General features: G+C 28.7%; 16 protein-coding genes. 7 read left to right on the forward strand and 9 right to left on the reverse strand.

What is annotated here, in order from left to right; genetic code table 11:
- Positions 1-73: 73 nt before the first annotated feature.
- Positions 74-1,093 carry a COX15/CtaA family protein gene (locus ACFOWD_RS05200; protein WP_377408688.1) on the reverse strand — a complete coding sequence of 340 codons (1,020 nt, stop codon included), beginning with the start codon at positions 1,091-1,093 and terminating at the stop codon, positions 74-76.
- A gap of 427 nt (positions 1,094-1,520) precedes the next feature.
- On the opposite strand from ACFOWD_RS05200, the gene ACFOWD_RS05205 reads away from it, so the two are divergent.
- Together ACFOWD_RS05205 and ACFOWD_RS05210 are read left to right on the forward strand one after the other, a co-directional pair.
- Positions 1,521-2,492 (forward strand): ribonucleotide-diphosphate reductase subunit beta, encoded by a 972-nt coding sequence (locus ACFOWD_RS05205; RefSeq protein WP_298991527.1) that lies wholly within the window; start codon positions 1,521-1,523, stop codon positions 2,490-2,492.
- A 135-nt stretch (positions 2,493-2,627) separates the two neighbouring features.
- Positions 2,628-5,024, forward strand: a complete 2,397-nt coding sequence (locus ACFOWD_RS05210) for a ribonucleoside-diphosphate reductase subunit alpha (protein WP_377408690.1) — start codon at positions 2,628-2,630, stop codon at positions 5,022-5,024.
- A gap of 76 nt (positions 5,025-5,100) precedes the next feature.
- Here the strand turns inward: ACFOWD_RS05210 and ACFOWD_RS05215 are convergent, their stop codons facing one another.
- From ACFOWD_RS05215 to ACFOWD_RS05235, 5 genes are all read right to left on the reverse strand, one after another.
- Entirely contained in the window at positions 5,101-5,649 is a 549-nt protein-coding gene (locus ACFOWD_RS05215; RefSeq protein WP_298991532.1) for a DUF2911 domain-containing protein, read from the reverse strand.
- A 76-nt stretch (positions 5,650-5,725) separates the two neighbouring features.
- On the reverse strand, positions 5,726-5,920 hold the full coding sequence (locus tag ACFOWD_RS05220) for a FeoB-associated Cys-rich membrane protein (RefSeq protein ID WP_377408692.1): 195 nt from the start codon (positions 5,918-5,920) through the stop codon (positions 5,726-5,728).
- A complete protein-coding gene (gene feoB / locus ACFOWD_RS05225; RefSeq protein ID WP_377408694.1) occupies positions 5,842-7,953 on the reverse strand; it encodes a ferrous iron transport protein B in 2,112 nt (703 codons plus the stop codon). The genes ACFOWD_RS05220 and feoB overlap by 79 nt, the downstream gene beginning before the upstream one ends.
- 3 nt (positions 7,954-7,956) lie before the next feature.
- Positions 7,957-8,184, reverse strand: coding sequence for a FeoA family protein (locus ACFOWD_RS05230; protein ID WP_377408696.1), 228 nt, complete (start codon positions 8,182-8,184; stop codon positions 7,957-7,959).
- A gap of 58 nt (positions 8,185-8,242) precedes the next feature.
- Positions 8,243-8,923, reverse strand: a complete 681-nt coding sequence (locus ACFOWD_RS05235) for an SCO family protein (RefSeq protein ID WP_377408698.1) — start codon at positions 8,921-8,923, stop codon at positions 8,243-8,245.
- 171 nt (positions 8,924-9,094) lie between these two features.
- On the opposite strand from ACFOWD_RS05235, the gene rseP reads away from it, so the two are divergent.
- On the forward strand, positions 9,095-10,441 hold the full coding sequence (gene rseP / locus ACFOWD_RS05240) for an RIP metalloprotease RseP (RefSeq protein ID WP_377408700.1): 1,347 nt from the start codon (positions 9,095-9,097) through the stop codon (positions 10,439-10,441).
- A gap of 563 nt (positions 10,442-11,004) precedes the next feature.
- Here rseP and ACFOWD_RS05245 read toward each other — a convergent pair.
- Both ACFOWD_RS05245 and ACFOWD_RS05250 read right to left on the reverse strand, forming a co-directional pair.
- A complete protein-coding gene (locus tag ACFOWD_RS05245) occupies positions 11,005-11,859 on the reverse strand; it encodes a cupin-like domain-containing protein (protein ID WP_377408702.1) in 855 nt (284 codons plus the stop codon).
- A 52-nt stretch (positions 11,860-11,911) separates the two neighbouring features.
- Complete coding sequence (locus ACFOWD_RS05250; RefSeq protein ID WP_377408704.1) at positions 11,912-13,729, reverse strand: TonB-dependent receptor plug domain-containing protein; 1,818 nt, start codon at positions 13,727-13,729, stop codon at positions 11,912-11,914.
- 116 nt (positions 13,730-13,845) lie between these two features.
- Here ACFOWD_RS05250 and ACFOWD_RS05255 point away from each other — a divergent pair, with 116 nt between their 5' ends.
- The 4 genes from ACFOWD_RS05255 to ACFOWD_RS05270 all read left to right on the forward strand — a co-directional run bounded on the left by ACFOWD_RS05255 (position 13,846) and on the right by ACFOWD_RS05270 (position 15,584).
- Positions 13,846-14,274: a LexA family protein gene (locus ACFOWD_RS05255; protein ID WP_377408706.1), complete on the forward strand. Its 429-nt coding sequence runs from the start codon at positions 13,846-13,848 to the stop codon at positions 14,272-14,274.
- 79 nt (positions 14,275-14,353) lie between these two features.
- The gene (locus tag ACFOWD_RS05260; RefSeq protein ID WP_377408708.1) at positions 14,354-14,869 is read left to right on the forward strand and encodes a DUF2975 domain-containing protein; all 516 of its coding nucleotides are present in this window, start codon (positions 14,354-14,356) and stop codon (positions 14,867-14,869) included.
- A 3-nt stretch (positions 14,870-14,872) separates the two neighbouring features.
- On the forward strand, positions 14,873-15,376 hold the full coding sequence (locus ACFOWD_RS05265; protein WP_377408709.1) for a DUF2975 domain-containing protein: 504 nt from the start codon (positions 14,873-14,875) through the stop codon (positions 15,374-15,376).
- A gap of 1 nt (position 15,377) precedes the next feature.
- Positions 15,378-15,584: a helix-turn-helix domain-containing protein gene (locus ACFOWD_RS05270; protein ID WP_377408711.1), complete on the forward strand. Its 207-nt coding sequence runs from the start codon at positions 15,378-15,380 to the stop codon at positions 15,582-15,584.
- Positions 15,585-15,637: 53 nt separating this feature from the next.
- On the opposite strand, the gene ACFOWD_RS05275 is transcribed toward ACFOWD_RS05270, so the two are convergent.
- A complete protein-coding gene (locus tag ACFOWD_RS05275; protein WP_377408713.1) occupies positions 15,638-18,142 on the reverse strand; it encodes a S9 family peptidase in 2,505 nt (834 codons plus the stop codon).
- Positions 18,143-18,197: the final 55 nt, after the last annotated feature.

The following is an 18,197-nucleotide window of genomic DNA, read 5'->3' on the forward strand; positions in this document are numbered from 1 at the left end:
AATTAAGAAATATTGTCATTTTTGCTAAATGCTAAATGCTAAATGCTAAATGCTAAATGCTAAATGCTAAATGCTAACTGCTAACTGTCTTTCTGCTTTGCATCCAAAGATAAAATTGTAAACCAAATAAAATGGCTCCAGACATTAAATGTATTGCTTGGGTTCCAAGAGGTATATCAGCATAATACATTAAAATACCAGTAATGGTTTCTAGAAAGATTAAGAATACAATCCAATTTACCAATTTGTACCCTAAATTTTTTACTTGATTTAAGTAAAACAAACCTAAATTAACTAAAATAATAGCTATGGTAAATGATCTGTGAAAGTAAAATTTCCAGTTAGGATCCATTAAGCTATAATTTTTATTTTCGAATCCAAATATTTTTACTTGCTCATCTATAAATTGTCTTACCTGTGTTCCCATTGCAATTTGTATAAGAGAGAATATAACAGAGACAATAAGAAGTTTATTAAATAACGAGTTGTAATTGTAGCTTTTTTGAGGTGATATACTATATTTTAATCGTAATAAAAGCGCAATAATTATTAAACCAACCACCATATGAATAGTAATTGTAGTTGGTGTTAAATTACTATCAACAACTGTTTTTCCTAACCATGCTTCAAATAACATTAAAAAGAAAGCGCCAAAAGCTAGAAGTGTTATGCTCTTTTTTTCTTTCCAATATTTAGTTGATGCATAAATAAGAAACAGAAAAACAAAACCAGCTAAAACAGAAACCAATCTGTTTATATACTCTGTCCAAGTATGAAATTTGTTGAAAGTAGCATAATCATGCTTCGTATATTTACTCCAATTTTTAGCATTAAATTCAGAAGAGGTTGTTACATCTTTGTCAGCTACAAAAAGTACTTCGTCTTTTACAATAATATAACCTTTTTTAAAGGTAGTATTTGGTTTCCAAGTAATTTGTTCTTCTGATGTAGGTGGTATATAATAACCAAAACATTTAGGCCAATCAGGACACCCCATTCCTGAACCAGTCATTCTAACAATAGAACCCGCTAGAAAGATTAAATAAACAGAAATAATGGCAATATTTACAATTTTAGGAAACTTTTGCTTCATTGTATTTATATCTTTTTGCAAAAATACGTCAAAAAAAATCGGCTTAAAATTCAATATTATTAGAAGTTGTTATTTAGAATTATAAAAAATAAAAAACGAGTTTTGTTTAACTTTTCTAATTGTTACTTTTTGTGACTTAAATATTGAAGAGCTTATTTTTTTAATAAAAAAAAGTTTTTAATACTTAATTTTAAGAATGTCAATAGTCATAGTGGTTTCAAAGAAATAGATGTTTTAAAAAACTGATTAACAGCTATTTGTGTAAGTGTTAAAATTTTATCATATTCGTAATTTTTAGAATTTTGTTAAAAACTTCAAGGGATTTGTGAATAAGTAGGTCTTTCTTTTTGGTTTAAAAATTTCAATCTTTGTAAGGCTCGTTCTTAACGATTAATTAACATTTACTAACGCAAAATTTTTAAAAATAATGGCTCAACAAGAACCAATTTTACAACCAAATGACAACAGATTTGTAATTTTTCCAATTCAACATAACGATTTATGGGAATGGTATAAAAAACAACAGGCCTGTTTTTGGACGGCTGAAGAAATTGATTTGCATTCTGATATTGTAGATTGGACTACAAAATTAACAGATGATGAACGTTATTTTATTAAGCATATATTAGCTTTTTTTGCTGCCTCTGATGGTATTGTTAATGAAAATTTAGCAGAGAACTTTGTAAATGAAGTTCAATATTCTGAAGCAAAATTTTTCTATGGTTTCCAGATTATGATGGAAAACATTCACTCAGAAACATACTCTCTTTTAATAGATACTTACGTAAAAGACGAAGTAGAAAAAGATAGATTGTTTAGAGCAATTGAAGTTTTTCCAGCAATTAAGAAAAAAGCAGAATGGGCACTAAAATGGATAGAGTCTGATTCTTTTGCAGAGCGTTTAATTGCTTTTGCAGCAGTAGAAGGTATTTTCTTCTCTGGAGCATTTTGTTCTATTTTCTGGTTAAAGAAAAGAGGTTTATTACCTGGTTTAACTTTTTCTAACGAGTTAATTTCAAGAGATGAAGGAATGCACTGTGATTTTGCTGTTCACTTACACAACAATCACATTGTAAATAGAGTATCTAAAGACAGAATTAAAGAAATTATTGTTGATGCTTTAAATATTGAGCGTGAGTTTATTACAGAGTCTTTACCTGTAAGTTTAATTGGTATGAATGCTAAATTAATGACTCAGTATTTAGAATTTGTTACAGACAGATTATTGTTAGAGTTTGGTTGTGAGAAAGTTTATGACGCAACAAATCCTTTCGATTTTATGGAAATGATTTCTTTAGAAGGGAAAACTAATTTCTTCGAGAAAAGAGTTTCTGAGTACCAAAAAGCAGGTGTTAAATCTGGTGGTACAGGAAGCATTAGTTTCGATTCAGATTTTTAACCTATAGTTTTTACAAAAACTTAAGTTTCAAAATATATTTCTGGGTAACATCAGAAACAATTATAAAATCAGCTGTCAAAAAGTGGATGTTTTGGTGGCTAAACAAACGACTATTAAAATAAAACAAGTAAACCAATGTATGTAGTAAAAAGAAATGGCAGAAAAGAGCCTGTGATGTTCGACAAAATCACAGCAAGAGTAAAAAAAATGTGTTATGGATTAAACAAAATTGTTGACCCTGTAAAAGTTGCAATGCGTGTAATTGAAGGATTATATGATGGTGTAACCACTTCAGAATTAGATAACTTAGCTGCAGAAACTGCTGCTACTATGACTACTGCACATCCAGATTATGCACGTTTAGCTGCAAGAATTGCTGTTTCTAACTTACATAAAAATACAAAGAAGTCGTTTGCAGAAACAATGGACGATTTATACACTTATGTAAATCCACGTACAGGAAAAAAATCTCCATTATTAGCAGATGATGTTTATGAAATTATCCAAGAAAATAGAGATAAATTAGATTCTACTATTATTTACAATAGAGATTTTAACTACGATTACTTTGGTTTTAAAACATTAGAACGTTCATATTTATTAAAATTGAATGGTCAAATTGTAGAGCGTCCACAACACATGTTAATGCGTGTTTCTATTGGTATCCACAAGTCAGATATAGACGAAGCAATTGCTACATACGAGTTAATGAGTAAAAAATATTTTACACATGCAACACCTACTTTGTTTAATGCTGGTACACCAAAACCTCAAATGTCTTCTTGTTTCTTATTGCAAATGCAAGATGATAGCATAGAAGGTATTTATGATACATTAAAGCAAACTGCTAAGATTTCTCAATCTGCAGGAGGTATAGGTTTATCTATTCATAATATTAGAGCTACAGGTAGTTACATAGCTGGTACAAATGGTACAAGTAATGGTATAGTACCAATGTTACGTGTATTTAATGATACAGCACGTTATGTAGATCAAGGAGGAGGAAAGCGTAAAGGATCTTTTGCAATGTATTTAGAGCCTTGGCATGCAGATATTTTTGACTTTTTAGATTTAAAAAAGAACCATGGTAAAGAAGAAATGCGTGCTAGAGATTTATTCTATGCAATGTGGATTTCAGATTTATTTATGAAACGTGTACAAGAAGATGGTGAGTGGACGTTAATGTGTCCTCATGAGTGTCCTCATTTATATGATACTTATGGTGAAGAATTTGAGCGTTTGTACACGAGTTACGAAGCAGCTGGTAAAGGAAGAAAAACTATTAAAGCTCGTGAATTATGGGAGAAAATATTAGAATCTCAAATTGAGACTGGTACTCCTTACATGTTATACAAAGATGCTGTAAACCGTAAAACAAATCAGAAAAATTTAGGTACAATTCGTTCTTCTAACTTATGTACAGAGATTATGGAGTACACTGCAAAAGACGAGGTTGCTGTATGTAACTTAGCTTCAATTGCTTTACCTATGTTTGTCTCTGAAAAAGAAAATGGAGAAAAGTACTTTAATCATAAAAAATTATTTGATGTAACTAAAAAAGTTACACGTAATTTAGATACAGTGATAGACATGAACTTCTATCCTGTTAAAGAAGCAGAAAACTCTAACTTTAGACATAGACCAGTAGGTTTAGGTATACAAGGTTTAGCAGATACATTTATTAATTTACGTTTACCATTTACTTCAGAAGAGGCTAAAAAGTTAAATCAAGAAATATTTGAAACCATGTATTTTGCAGCTGTAACTTCTTCTATGGAGATTGCTAAAGCAAAAGGAGCTTATTCTACTTTTAAAGGTTCACCAATGGCAGAAGGTGAGTTTCAGTTTAACATGTGGGGTGTAAATGATGATGAATTAAGTGGACGTTGGGATTGGGCTAAATTACGTAAAAATGTAATGAAGCATGGAGTTAGAAACTCTTTACTTGTAGCACCTATGCCAACTGCATCTACATCTCAAATATTAGGAAATAATGAAGCTTTTGAACCATATACTTCTAATATTTATACAAGAAGAGTTTTATCTGGTGAGTTTATTGTAGTAAACAAACACTTATTAGAAGACTTAGTAGAATTAGGTTTGTGGGATAATGATATGAAAGAAAACATTATGCGTGCAAATGGTTCTATACAACACATAGAAGAGATTCCTGCTGATTTAAGAGAATTATACAAAACAGTTTGGGAAATGAGTATGAAAGATATTATTGATATGGCTCGTCACAGAGGTTATTTCATAGATCAATCTCAATCTTTAAACTTGTTTATGAATGATCCTGATTATGGTAAATTAACTTCTATGCATTTCTATGCTTGGAAATCAGGTTTAAAAACGGGTATGTATTATCTAAGAACAAAATCTGCTGTAAATGCAAAACAATTTACATTAAATGTTCAAAAGAAAAATCAACCAGAAGCAGAAGAAAAGCCAATGAGTGCTGCAGAATTTAAAGCAATGGTTGAAGCATCTAAAAATGCAGGACCAGACGATTGTTTAATGTGTGGTTCTTAAACCAAACTTTATAAATTAATAGTTCAAAAAAAAGAGAAGCAATTTGCTTCTCTTTTTTATTTATATAATAAGTATTTTATTTCTTACTTACAGGAACACTTATCACAGTATTTCCCCAACCTAAAAGCATAGTTGTGTTGTCTTCTTCCTCACCATCAAACATTATAGAAAAAGCTTCTATTGGTTCTTCAGCAGTAGAAACATTTGCAGTTATACGAACCACATCTTCTTCTTGATTGTAAAAGTAAGAACCCCAAATATTTTTTTGATTACTTAAAATAACTGTCCAATTCTCTCCATTAGGTATCGTAAATAAAGAGTAAGTTCCTGCAGAAACTTCTTCATCACCAAAAGTTACATCACTGTAAAAAGTGATTTCTGGAGCTTCATTTGCTCCAGTTCTCCAAACTTTTCCTTCTGGAGCTAATTTATCTAAAGAACGCCCTTTTAATTGTGGTCTACTGTAAATTACTTTTACCATTTTATCTGCGTTTCTCCAATTAGATGGGTAAGCAGCAGCATCCATTGGACTGACATCCATTTTAGGAAATTTTTGAGCCTGAGCATCAAAATTGATAAACAATGTTGCTCCTAAAATGCATACGAATAAGAATATTTTTTTCATAATGAATTGATTAAGTTTATGTTCTTCAAATTTAGAAAATACAAAATAGTAAGATTCCTAATATTGTGTTAAGAAATTAATGGCAGTTACAATCTGTATTGCAGCCTTTATTTTTTTTAGTGTTAAAAAAATACTTTTTAACAATGTAAAAAACAGCTAAAAAAACGAGTATGTAAACTACTATTTGTTGCATTAGCTTAAAATTTGAAATGTTATAAATGATGCAACATAGGCTAAAAGTCCCATAGAAAATAACTGAATCAAAGGCCATTTCCAACTTCTAGTTTCTTTTTTAACTATTGCTAATGTTGCCATACATTGCATTGCAAATGCATAAAATATTAATAAAGACATACCAACTGGTAGTGTAAACATTTTGTCTCCAGTTATAGGATTTATTTCAGATGCCATTCTTTGTTTTATAGTTGATGTGTCATCATCATCAGCAGCAACACTATAAATAGTTGCTAAAGTACCCACAAAAACTTCACGTGCAGCAAAAGAAGTAATAAGAGCAATACCAATTTTCCAATCATACCCTAAAGGTCTAATAACTGGTTCTATGGTTTTTCCTAAAATACCTATGTAAGAGTTTTCTAATTTTGCAGAAGCTATTTTTTGGCCTAATTCTTCTTCATTTAAATTTTGATTTACAGTATTTTCTGTAACCTGTTTTTCAGCATTTTTAAAATCATTACCTCCATTTGATGCTAAAAACCATAGCACAATAGAAAGTGCTAAAATTATTTTCCCTGCACCTAAAACAAAGGCTTTTGTTTTTTCTACAACTTCAAAAAACACATTTTTTAAAGAAGGCAGTTTATAATCTGGCATTTCAACAACAAAAAATGATTTTGATTTAATGTTTAAAGTCTTATGCAAGAGATAAGCAGCTATTACAGCAGATACAAAACCTAGTGCATATAATAAAAGTAGTACTAAGCCTTGTAAGTTTAGAAAACCAATTATTTTTTTATCAGGTATTACCAAAGCAATTAAAATGGCATATACAGGTAACCTTGCAGAACAAGTGGTAAAAGGTGTAACTAGAATGGTTATTAAACGCTCTTTCCAACTCCCAATGGTTCTAGTAGCCATAATTGCAGGAATTGCACATGCTGTTCCAGAAATCAATGGAATAACACTTTTACCATTCATACCAAATCGTCTCATAATTTTATCCATTAAAAAAACGACTCTACTCATATAGCCAGTTTCTTCTAAAACAGCAATAAATAAAAATAATATGGCAATTTGTGGTATAAAAATAATGACTCCTCCAATACCTGGTATAATACCTTCTGCTAGTAAATCTGTAAATACACCAGGAGATAATGTGTTTTTTACGGTGTCAGCTAATTGAGCAAAAGTTGCATCTATAAAATCCATAGGTATACTTGCCCAATCAAAAATAGATTGAAAAATAAGCAATAGAAGTACCACAAAAATTAGATAGCCAAAAATTTTATGAGTAAAAACTTTATCTAATTTGCTTCTTAAATCTGTGGCTTTAGATTTATCTACTAAATAAGTTTTCTTTAAGATTTTATTAATTTCTTGATATCTGTAGATGGTTTCTTTATGTTGGTATTTCTTTAGTTTAGAGATGTCTTTTTGAAAGGCAATTAGTTTTTCTTTTTCTTCACTTGTTATAGTGTCTGGAAAATTATTTTGGGTTACCATTAACCATAATTCGTATAAAGAATAATTAGCGCTAATTTGTTTTAAACTCTCAAAATAATCTGGATCTATTTTAGAATTAATTCCACATAAAGGCGATGCTTTAGCAGCAATATGACAACGAATTAAGGCTTCTTTTACCTCTTGTATACCTTCGTTTTTTCTTGCACTTATTAATACTACTTCTGTGTTTAATTCTTTTGCTAATAAAGATAAATCAATTGTTATTCCTTTTTTAGACATTTGATCTACCATGTTTATGGCCAAAACAGTTGGTATTTCTAAATCTTTAATTTGAGAAAATAAGAGTAAATTTCTTTTTAAATTTTCTATATCTGCAACTACTAAAATAACATCAGGTGAAGCCTCTATATCTTTATTTAACAACGTTTTTAAAACAATACTTTCATCTAAAGAAGTTGGGTTTATACTATAGGTGCCAGGTAAATCTATAATTGTAGCTTGATGTGAGGCAGATAATTTAGATATACCTTGTTTTTTATCTACAGTAACTCCAGGATAATTACCTACTTTTTGGTTTAAACCTGTAAGTTGATTAAAAAGCGAAGTTTTACCTGTATTTGGATTACCAATTAAAGCAACCTTAATCGAATTTTGAGCCATTAATTATTCGCTTTTTAAAATTTTTATTTGGATTGCAGTTTCTTTTCTAATGGCTAAATGACTTCCATTAACGCAAATGTACAAAGGGTCTTTAAGAGGTGCTATTTGAACAAGCTTAATTTCTGCTCCTGGCAAACAACCCATTTCTAATAATTTAAGCGGAATAAAATCTAAAGATTCTTCAGAAATATAACCTACTTCTCCAATTTGTAAAGTTGCTATTGTGCTCAAATAATTAGTAATTTACATTATTAAACAAAGATAAGTGTTTAGAATGATTCTAAACAATTTATTTTGAAGCATATTCTTCTTTTAATAAAATCATATCTTCTTTTAGTTTATCCATATCTTTTTTGTCTGTACCATCATAAAAGCCACGAATTCGCCTTTCTTTATCGACCAAAATAAATTGTTCTGTATGTATAAAATCATCTTCACCTCCATCACCTTCTTCAATTACAGCCATGTAGCTTTTTCTTGCTAATTCGTAAATATGTTTTTTAGGGCCTGTAGTAACATTCCATTTACCATCAATCACTCCTTTTTCATCAGCGTATTTTCGTAATACAGGTACACTATCCATAACAGGAGTTACAGAGTGTGATAAGAACATAATATCATCATCATTTTTATAATATTCTTGTAGTTCGTTCATGTTATAAGCCATAGCAATACAGATATTGGTGCATCTTGTAAAAAAGAAATCTGCTATGTAAATTTTGTTTTCATAATTTTTTTGAGTGATAGTTTCTCCATTTTGATTTGTAAGTTTAAAATCATCTATTTTGTGGTCTTTAGTGATGTGCTTAATAGATTCATGCACCAAACTTGGGTTTACGTCTATAGGATTGTAGACTTTTAATTTTTTATCAACCTTTAATAAATGATAAAAAACAGGTAAAGAAATTGCTGAAAAAACAATTAAAAAAATTAAAAGAGATTTACTTTTCTTAAAGAAGCTAACATCCATATGAATAGAATTTATGCAAATTTACTCCATACTAATTTCTTAGAAAAGAAGCTGGGTTTAAAAAAGCTCTAAAATCTTTGTTAAAAAGAAAAATCTAAATGTGTTTACTCTTTTTAAACTCTATGTAAAAACGTACATTTGTGCGTTTTATAATTTATGATTTAACGCTGAATGGAAATATTAATAAAAGCATCACAATTTATTTTAAGCTTATCGTTACTAATTGTTTTACACGAATTAGGACACTTTATACCCGCAAAACTTTTTAAAACCAGAGTAGAGAAGTTCTACTTATTTTTTGATTATAAATTTTCTTTAATTAAAAAGAAAGTAGGAGAAACTGTATACGGAATTGGTTGGATTCCTTTAGGAGGTTATGTAAAAATCTCTGGAATGATAGACGAAAGTATGGATAAAGAGCAGTTACAACAACCTGTTCAACCTTGGGAGTTTAGAGCAAAACCAGCTTGGCAACGATTAATAATAATGTTGGGTGGTGTATTTGTAAATTTTGTTTTAGGTATTTTTATTTACATTATGCTAATGTGGGCTTATGGAGAGCAATATTTACCAAACGAAAGTTTAAAAGATGGAGTTTGGGTTCAAGATTCTTTAGCATCAAATTTAGGCTTAGAAACAGGGGATAGAATTTTAACTGTTGATGGTAATAAAGTAGAAAAATTTTCAGCTTTAACGTTAGAGTTTATAAATGGATCAAACTACCAAATAGAAAGAAATGGAGAAGTTATAGAGAAAGAAATACCTACCAACTTTATTTCACAATTAATGGATAGAGGTAAAGATGCTGGTCCATTATTATATCCTAGATATCCATTTACAATTGGGCAAATTTCTAAAGATTCTCCTAATTTTAATTCCCAATTAAAGGTAAAAGATATTATAACTAGCGTTAATGGTAATAAAATAAATTACTATGATGAAGCAGAAGCTATTTTAGCAAATTATAAAGGAGAAAAAGTTTCTGCCACTGTTTTAAGAGGAAATGAAACTAAAACTATAGATTTACAAGTAACTAATGAGGGTAAAATAGGGGTTGTATTTTCTACAATATCTTTTAAAGACTTAGAAAAAATAGGTTATTATACTCTAGCAAATAAAGAATATAGTTTTTTAGAATCAATTCCTGCAGGGTGGAACAAATCTTGGAAAACCTTAACAGATTACGTAAAGCAATTAAAGAAAATTTTTAACCCAAGTACTGGAGCTTATAAAGGTTTAGGTGGTTTTATTTCTATAGGAAGTATTTTTCCTGATGAATGGAGTGCCCAATCTTTTTGGAATATTACAGCCTTTTTATCAATCATGTTAGGTTTTATGAATTTATTACCAATACCAGCTTTAGATGGAGGTCATGTAGTGTTTACTCTTTGGGAAATGATAACAGGTAAAAAACCTGGAGATAAGTTTTTAGAATACGCACAAGTAACTGGCTTTATAATTTTAATAGCCTTGTTGTTATTTGCTAATGGTAATGATATTTTTAGGCTATTTAATTAAATCTTTAAAGACACTTTAAAGTGTTTTAACCAAGTATAATCTGTACTGCATTGCGTACATTCGTAAGATTTAGAACCAGGAATTAATTTAACAAAAGGTTTTCTTTTGAGAAGCGTTCTAGAGGATGAATTACAGTTGGGACAGATCATTTTTAAGGGTAATAAGATTATAAATATAATGAAAAAAAATTAAAATCTTAATAATTAAGTAATTATAATAAAAAAAGCCTCGAAATTTCGAGGCTTTTTTTAAACTTTAAAAGATCGATTTATAATAGCAAACCAAGTATACTGTGTGTTACATTTATCACAAGAGTAAGATTTTGTGCCTGGTATTAGTCTTATAAATTCTTTTCTTTTCATTCTGTGCCTAGACACAGATTTGCATCGTGGACACTTTTTCATAGGCTGATAATATTTGTTTAGTTATTGTAAATATAATAAAATCAATCTATTATAAATTTTTAAAAGCATATTTTTATATAAATTCAAAAAAAATGATTGCTTTATTTTACTAAGTATAAAAAAAATAAAGTGTTTTTGAGAAAAAGAAAAAAGACTGGTTTAAAGATTAGTTTTTTCAAGGGCTTTATTGTTTTTCCAATCAATCCATTTTTGACCTTTAATTCTGCGCATTACATTATCAATAGAACGCATCACAAAAACATTATAGATAGCTTTACCAAGATTTTTAGGGTTTCTTGCTATAGCTCTTAAACTCATAGAAAAACCAGGAGTAATATATTTCATATAATGCCAATAACCTTCAGGCATATATAATACATTACCATGTTCTAAATTTGTAATATACCCTTTTGCATTTTTTAAAGCTGGCCATTTATTAAAATCTGGATTAGAAAAATCGATATCTTCTCTTGTAATTAATGAATAAGGAATTTTATATAAATGCTTATTTTGTTGCTGGTCAAATAAAATGACTTGTTTCTTACCTTCAAAATGAAAATGAAAAATATTAGCTAAATCAATATCATAATGCATAAAAGTATACGAATCTGTACCACCAAAAAAAAGCATTGGTAATCCTTTCATTAAACGTAAGCCAAAGTCTGGATAAGAAAAGTCTTTTTGTAAAATAGGAACTTCTTTTAAAATATTCCATAAAAAAATCCTGAATTTAGTAGGTTCTCTTTTTAAAAGATCTACATATTCAGACATTTTCATTTTTGCATGAGGCTCATTAAAGCCATCTTTATAGTCTACAGGTCTATCATCATATAGAGGTACTATTTTATCACCTGCAACCTCTTTCATATAATCTAAGTTCCACTTTTTATATGCAGGCCAATCTTCTATAAAACGCTCAATAACCACAGGCTTTTGAGGTTTAAAATAATTTTGTAAAAATTCTTCTTTAGTAATAGTAGCTACCCTATCAATTTGTGATAAATTTAAACTCATATGCAATAGAAATAATCACAAAAATAAGAAATCAATAGGAAAAGATAAAAATCTAAAAAGAATATCGTAAGCCAAATAAAACATTACTTTCTGGCATTGGTACAAAACCAGTTTCTATAAACTTTGCATTAAATATATTGTTGGCAGTAACTGTAAAATCAAACTTATTAAAGTTAAAGATGATAGATGCATCCCAAACATTATAACTTTGTCCATCAGTTCTTTCTGCATGTTTATAAATAATGTTCTGACTTACATTTTTAAACAATTGTGTTCTTAATCTAGTCGTAAAATGATGTTTTAAAGTATTTAATCTGTAACGTGATAAATCTCTATCTTGGTCTTTAATATTGTCTTCTAAAAAAGTATATCCCACTGCTAAAGATTGATTATAGTCTTTTATTTTAAACGTATAATTTGCATCAAATTCGAAACCTTTAGTATTTACTTCTGCAATATTTGTAGCCTCAAATTTAGTTGCAGTAGTATTTGGTCTAATAAAATCGATTAAATTATTTGCATCTCTGTTAAAAACAGAAACTGTAGCATAAAAGTTATTTGTATTATATTTTAATCCTAATTCTTGTGCAAGTGCTTCTTCTGGTTTTAAGTTTGGATTACCAGTAGTACTAGAATCATTATAATATAAATCTGTATATGTTGGTATTCTATAAGTATATCCAATATTTCCATAAGCTCTTAAGTTATCAGAAACTTTATAACCAATATCTAAACCTGGGAAAGCATGAAATTTAAAATCAGAAAAATAAGTAACAGCTACACCAGGAGTAATATCAAAATTACCTGTTTTAAAACGATGTTCTAAAAATAGGTTTACCATAGTTCTATTTCTATCTCCTAAGTTATTACTGCTAATTGAAACTCTAGAAATGTCTAACCCAAAACCTGTAACCCCTAAACTAGAAGTGTAAGATGCATTTGCTTCTGCACCAACTTTATTAGTAATGTGTAAATTTCTATAAAATGATGGATTATCTCTCTGTAATAAAAAGATATCTTGACCTCTTCTCCAATAAAGTCTTGGAGTTATTTTGAATTTTTCTGATTGAAAAGTAGTAGAAATACCTAATAAGCTGTTTTGCGTTTCTTCATACTCATTTAAACCAAAACTTGGTGGAGTATAAAAATTTTGTGCACCAAACTTTCTATCGAAAAAAGTTGCAATTACATTAATAGGTTGTTTTTGTTTATTAAAGGTTCCTTTAAAAAAGTAGTTGTAATTTTCGTAATCAGAATTTGTTCTATAACCATCTGAGGTTAACGTTCCAATATGTGCAATAATAGTGGTGTTTTCTGTTTCTTTACCAAAAGTTACAGAACCATTTAATTGACCAAAAGAACCTGCTTCTATATTGGCAGAAACAGTACTATTTAATTTCTTTTTTGTTACAATATTAATTGCACCAGTAAATGCATTTTGACCAAAAATTCTAGCTGCTGGCCCTTTCACAATCTCAATTCTTTCTATAACTTCAATTGGTAATGCTGCATTTAATGTGTGATGACCAGTTTGAGCATCATCCATTTTAATACCATCTATAAGTAATAAAGTTTGGTCAAAACCACCACCTCTAATATATAAATCTGCTTGGCTACCTGCTGTACCTCTTCTTCTAATATCTACACCTGCAACTTGTTGTAACAATTCAGCTACGTTTGTGGCAGCACTTTTTTTAATGATGTCTGCAGTAATTATTTGTATAGTTCTTGCATTCTCTTTAAAAGGAACATCTATCCTTGTAGATTTTATTAATACAGTATCTAACTCTTGTCTAGTTTGTGTTTGTTGTGCAATAATAGATGAAGTAGCTACTAATAAAAGAGTAAAAGCAAATCTTAATTTTAACATTTTGATTGAATTTTTAAGAGTGCAAATGTATTAAAACCAAAATAAACGATTTCTTTTTTTTAAGAAAACTAAGCTGTTTTTTTTCTTAAATTTACAATGAAATTAATTGATAAAAAATGTCTAAAAACTTAACTTTTTTTACTCCACAACAATCTAAAAGTGAGGGTGCTATACTAATAGATACTGGTATATCTGCAGGTTTCCCTTCTCATAACCAAGATATAGAAGGAGAAAGAGTTTCTTTAGATGACACTCTAATAAAGAATAAAAAAACAACTTTTTACGCTAAAGTTAATGGACAGTCTATGATTAACGCTGGTTTAAATCATGATGATTTGTTAGTGATAGATAGAAGCTTACAACCAGAAGATAAAAAAATAGCTGTTTGTTATATAGATGGAGATTTTACAGTTAAACGTTTACGAGTTGTAGATAATGAAGTTTGGCTACAGCCAGAAAACCCTGATTATCCAATAATTAAAATTACAGAAGACAATGATTTTGTAATTTGGGGAATTGTAACAAACGTTATTAAAAAAGTTTAAAATTACCTTTTTTTAATAAAATATTATTGTTTTACGATAATTTAATATATATTTGTTATCGTAAAACAATAATAATATTATGAAATCAAAAAATATTTTAAAAATAATGTACGTGTTTGCTTGGTTGGCATTCATAGGTCTTTGCATACAAACAGGAGCAATTATATTTTCTTATTTAGTTAGTTTAAATAACCCAGAAGCATCTAAAAATTTATTTGGTGGGTTAAATTTAAGTGAATACTACAATTATAATATTAATCAATATTCAATTATAGTTTTTTATAAAGTTTTACTTTATGCTTTAGAGGCTTATATTGCTTTTATTTTAATTAAACTTTTAAAGGATTTAGATATCAAAAATCCTTTTAATCAGTTTGTTTCAGATCTAATGAAAAATACAAGTATTAGCATTTTTGTATTATGGATTATAGCTATGATTCATAATACACATTTACAATTTATTGGTAAAAAACAGGGTTTTGAAATGGATTTGTTTTCTAGTGATTTTGTGTTTTTAGCTGGTGTTATTTTTATTTTCACAAAAATTGTGCAAAGAGGGATACAGATACAAACAGAAAACGATTTAACAATATAATTTATGAAAGAAATCAATCAATATAGGTTACTTATAAAATTATTTTATTTTATATTTTCTCTTAGTATACTTTTATTTCCTATAAGGGGCTTATTTGCTTTTATGGAGAATGATATTACTTATCTTGGAGAATATTCAGAACAGAATACATTTTCAAAACTTATATTATTCGTTTTTATTATTAAAATAGTTAGTAAGATTATTTTTTTTCTTGGAGGTTTTTATCTAATCAAAATTTTAAAGTTTGAAGATATTCAAGAAATCTTTTCAGACAAGAATATTTTTCTATTTAAAAAGGCGGGTAAACTTTTTATCACTTCATCTGTAGTTGGTACAGTTGTTATTTGGTTAGATTATTTTAGAAATGGAATTGGAAATTTAAAAGGGAATAATGACTTTTTATACTCTTTATATTTTTCAGCTATTGTTGGTTTATTTTTATTAATATTTAGTAAAATATTAGAAAAAGCAAAAGAATTAAAACAAGAAAACGATTTAACAATATAATATGGCAATCATTGTAAACTTAGATGTAATGCTTGCCAAACGTAAAATGAAAAGCAAAGATTTGGCAGAGATAATAGGTATTACAACTGCTAATTTATCTATCTTAAAATCAGGGAAAGCAAAAGCTATTCGTTTTTCTACATTAGAAGCCATTTGCAAAGCATTAGACTGTCAGCCTGCTGATATTTTGGAATATAAGGAGGCATAAAAAAACTCCAACTTATTAGTTGGAGTTTTTAGTTAATTAACTACTTGTTTAATTTATCTTTTTTGAGGAATATCTCTATTCATTTCCATTAAATCTACACCTTCAACCTCTTTACCTAAAAGATGTTTGCTAAAATAGTCTGCTTTTCTCCAGAACCAATATTCTCTATCATTAAAACCATGTCTACTTCCTGGGAATAACATAAAATCGAAACGTTTATTCGCTTTTAAGAATGCATTAACCATTCTAATGGTTCCTGCAGGATGTACGTTATTATCAACATCACCTGTAGCTAACATAATTTTACCTTTTAAGTTTTTAGCTAAAGATTGATTTTTATCAATCATATACTTGTAAGATATTTTTCCTTTTGCATCTTTTTCTTCTTTAATTCCATGATGTGTTTCACTCCACCAAGAATTATACACAGAGTTATCATGATTACCTGCAGAAGAAACAGCTACTTTAAAGAAATCTGGATACACTAACATAGCTGCTGTAGACATAAATCCACCTCCAGAATGACCGAAAATTCCAACTTTATCAAGGTTAATAAAATCATATTTATTTGCCAATTGTTCAGCAACATATTTTTTATCAGCTAAACCATAATCACGTAAATTTCCATAACCATAAGTATGGTACCATTTAGAACGAGCAGGATGACCACCTCTATTTCCTAACGTAATTACAACAAAACCAACTTGTGCAAGTCTGTCTGTTCTGTCCATATACTGAGAGAATGATTTATTTACAGCTTCTGTTTGAGGGCCAGGATAAACATACTCAATTAATGGATATTTTTTAATAGAATCAAAATCGTAAGGTTTGTACATAACCCCATAAATATCTGTTATACCATCTGCAGCTTTTGCTTTAAATGGTTCAGGAAACTTATATCCAGCTGCAAATAATTGAGATAAATCAGCTTCTTCTAATTTCATAACTAGTTTTCCATTGCTATCTCTTAATTCAGATTTTGGTACAGTATTTACTCTTGAGAAATTACTCACAAAATATTGATTAGAATCTGATAAACTTATGCTAGTATTATAGTTACCTGGGTTTAAAGATTTTAAACCAGAACCATTTAAGTTAATTTTATATAAATGAGAATAATATGGGTCTTGATCTTTAGCAATACCATTAGCAGTAAAATAGACTGTTCTTTCTTTTTCGTTAATACCTTCAAAACCATCTACATGAAATGGTCCATTTGTAACTTGTTTTTTTAAGTTTCCACTAGTATCATACAAATAAAAATGACCCCAACCATCTCTTTCTGACCAGAATAATATTTCTTGTTCGTTGTTAAATAAAACAATTGATTTTCCTCTTTGTTCTATGTAAGTATTTGAATGTTCTTCAATTAAAGTTTTTATTTCTCCTGTAGCAATATCTGCAACATGTATGTCTAATCTTTTACGATCTCTGCTAGTTGTGCTAAAGTAAATTTTTCCGTTTTTAGAAAGTAATTTTGTAGGATTATGTTCATCACCTCTAGCATTATTTTTTCTAGGATAACTATAAATATTTATAGATTGTTGAATAGTTGAATCTAACTCAATTTCTTTTTTTGATTTTGATGGAATATCAAAAACTAACATTTCATATTTATAAAAATCTTGCTCACCAGCCATATGATATTTATAAGTCTCTAATTGTGGTCTTCCTTTTTTAGTTGAATGTATAACCCATAAATCTTCTATGTGTCTTGCATCTGTTCTTGTAAAAACAAATTGCTTAGAATCATGACTCCAATGACCATAAAGGCCTTGTCTTTTATCTTTATCTTTTAATTTATCTTTATCTGTTTTTCCATAAGTTCTACCTCCATAACTATAGTTTATTTCACCATCTTTTGTCCATTGGTTTTCTACTATAGTACTATCTTTTTCGTCTTTAACAGCTTTTAAAAAGTTAGCTTTATCCATCCAATAAACATTGTAGTTTTTAGAATATAAAACTATTGAACTATCAGGAGCAATGTTTGCCCAACTTTTCCAAGGTTGCTTTTCTTTCTTTTTAGTATCTAAAATAGTTAAGCCATTAGCACCAAGTCTATATTCTAGATGATAAACTTTTTTCTCCATTTTAGGTTTCCCTTTTTTCTTCTTTTTATCATCTTTTTTATCATCACCTTCTTTTTCATCTTCTGTAACTTCTACTTCTTCATTAGAAGTAATATAAAAACGAATAGCATTTTCATCTTTTGTAAATTCAAAATTAAAACGAGGTAAATGCTTTGCTTCATAAGGGTCTTTTGTAATTTCTGATAACCATTTTGCCATTTTTACATTATCAAAAAGTGGTTTTCTAGTTTTTTTATCAGCATCTACTAAATAATATTTAGAACCTTCTGTAGATGTTTTGTATTGATACCAAAAACGATTTCCCTTTTGTAACCAATTTGGTCTAACAGAAGTAGAGTGCACCATTTTAGCTATTTTATTAGGTGAAAATCTAGATGCCAAATCGTAATTAGGAGTAGGCGTTTCTTGTGCAGTAAGACTAATAAAACTTAGCATTAAAGCACAAATTATCGTATATTTTTTCATAAAAGTAGTTTGAATTAGATGTTAAATTTCCTTAAAATAGATTACATTCCCAATT

The organism is Polaribacter marinivivus (assembly GCF_042651285.1).
Classification (GTDB): Bacteria; Bacteroidota; Bacteroidia; order Flavobacteriales; family Flavobacteriaceae; genus Polaribacter; species Polaribacter marinivivus.

What these genes read in the sequence shown, in the direction of transcription:
- ACFOWD_RS05270 (WP_377408711.1), top strand. Translation starts at nt 15,378, where the DNA reads ATGGCAATCATTGTAAACTTAGATGTAATGCTTGCCAAACGTAAAATG.
- ACFOWD_RS05215 (WP_298991532.1), bottom strand. Translation starts at nt 5,649, where the DNA reads ATGAAAAAAATATTCTTATTCGTATGCATTTTAGGAGCAACATTGTTT.
- ACFOWD_RS05245 (WP_377408702.1), bottom strand. Translation starts at nt 11,859, where the DNA reads ATGAGTTTAAATTTATCACAAATTGATAGGGTAGCTACTATTACTAAA.
- ACFOWD_RS05260 (WP_377408708.1), top strand. Translation starts at nt 14,354, where the DNA reads ATGAAATCAAAAAATATTTTAAAAATAATGTACGTGTTTGCTTGGTTG.
- ACFOWD_RS05205 (WP_298991527.1), top strand. Translation starts at nt 1,521, where the DNA reads ATGGCTCAACAAGAACCAATTTTACAACCAAATGACAACAGATTTGTA.
- ACFOWD_RS05265 (WP_377408709.1), top strand. Translation starts at nt 14,873, where the DNA reads ATGAAAGAAATCAATCAATATAGGTTACTTATAAAATTATTTTATTTT.
- ACFOWD_RS05210 (WP_377408690.1), top strand. Translation starts at nt 2,628, where the DNA reads ATGTATGTAGTAAAAAGAAATGGCAGAAAAGAGCCTGTGATGTTCGAC.
- ACFOWD_RS05200 (WP_377408688.1), bottom strand. Translation starts at nt 1,093, where the DNA reads ATGAAGCAAAAGTTTCCTAAAATTGTAAATATTGCCATTATTTCTGTT.
- rseP (WP_377408700.1), top strand. Translation starts at nt 9,095, where the DNA reads ATGGAAATATTAATAAAAGCATCACAATTTATTTTAAGCTTATCGTTA.
- ACFOWD_RS05235 (WP_377408698.1), bottom strand. Translation starts at nt 8,923, where the DNA reads ATGGATGTTAGCTTCTTTAAGAAAAGTAAATCTCTTTTAATTTTTTTA.
- ACFOWD_RS05220 (WP_377408692.1), bottom strand. Translation starts at nt 5,920, where the DNA reads ATGGCCTTTGATTCAGTTATTTTCTATGGGACTTTTAGCCTATGTTGC.
- feoB (WP_377408694.1), bottom strand. Translation starts at nt 7,953, where the DNA reads ATGGCTCAAAATTCGATTAAGGTTGCTTTAATTGGTAATCCAAATACA.
- ACFOWD_RS05275 (WP_377408713.1), bottom strand. Translation starts at nt 18,142, where the DNA reads ATGAAAAAATATACGATAATTTGTGCTTTAATGCTAAGTTTTATTAGT.
- ACFOWD_RS05255 (WP_377408706.1), top strand. Translation starts at nt 13,846, where the DNA reads ATGTCTAAAAACTTAACTTTTTTTACTCCACAACAATCTAAAAGTGAG.
- ACFOWD_RS05250 (WP_377408704.1), bottom strand. Translation starts at nt 13,729, where the DNA reads ATGTTAAAATTAAGATTTGCTTTTACTCTTTTATTAGTAGCTACTTCA.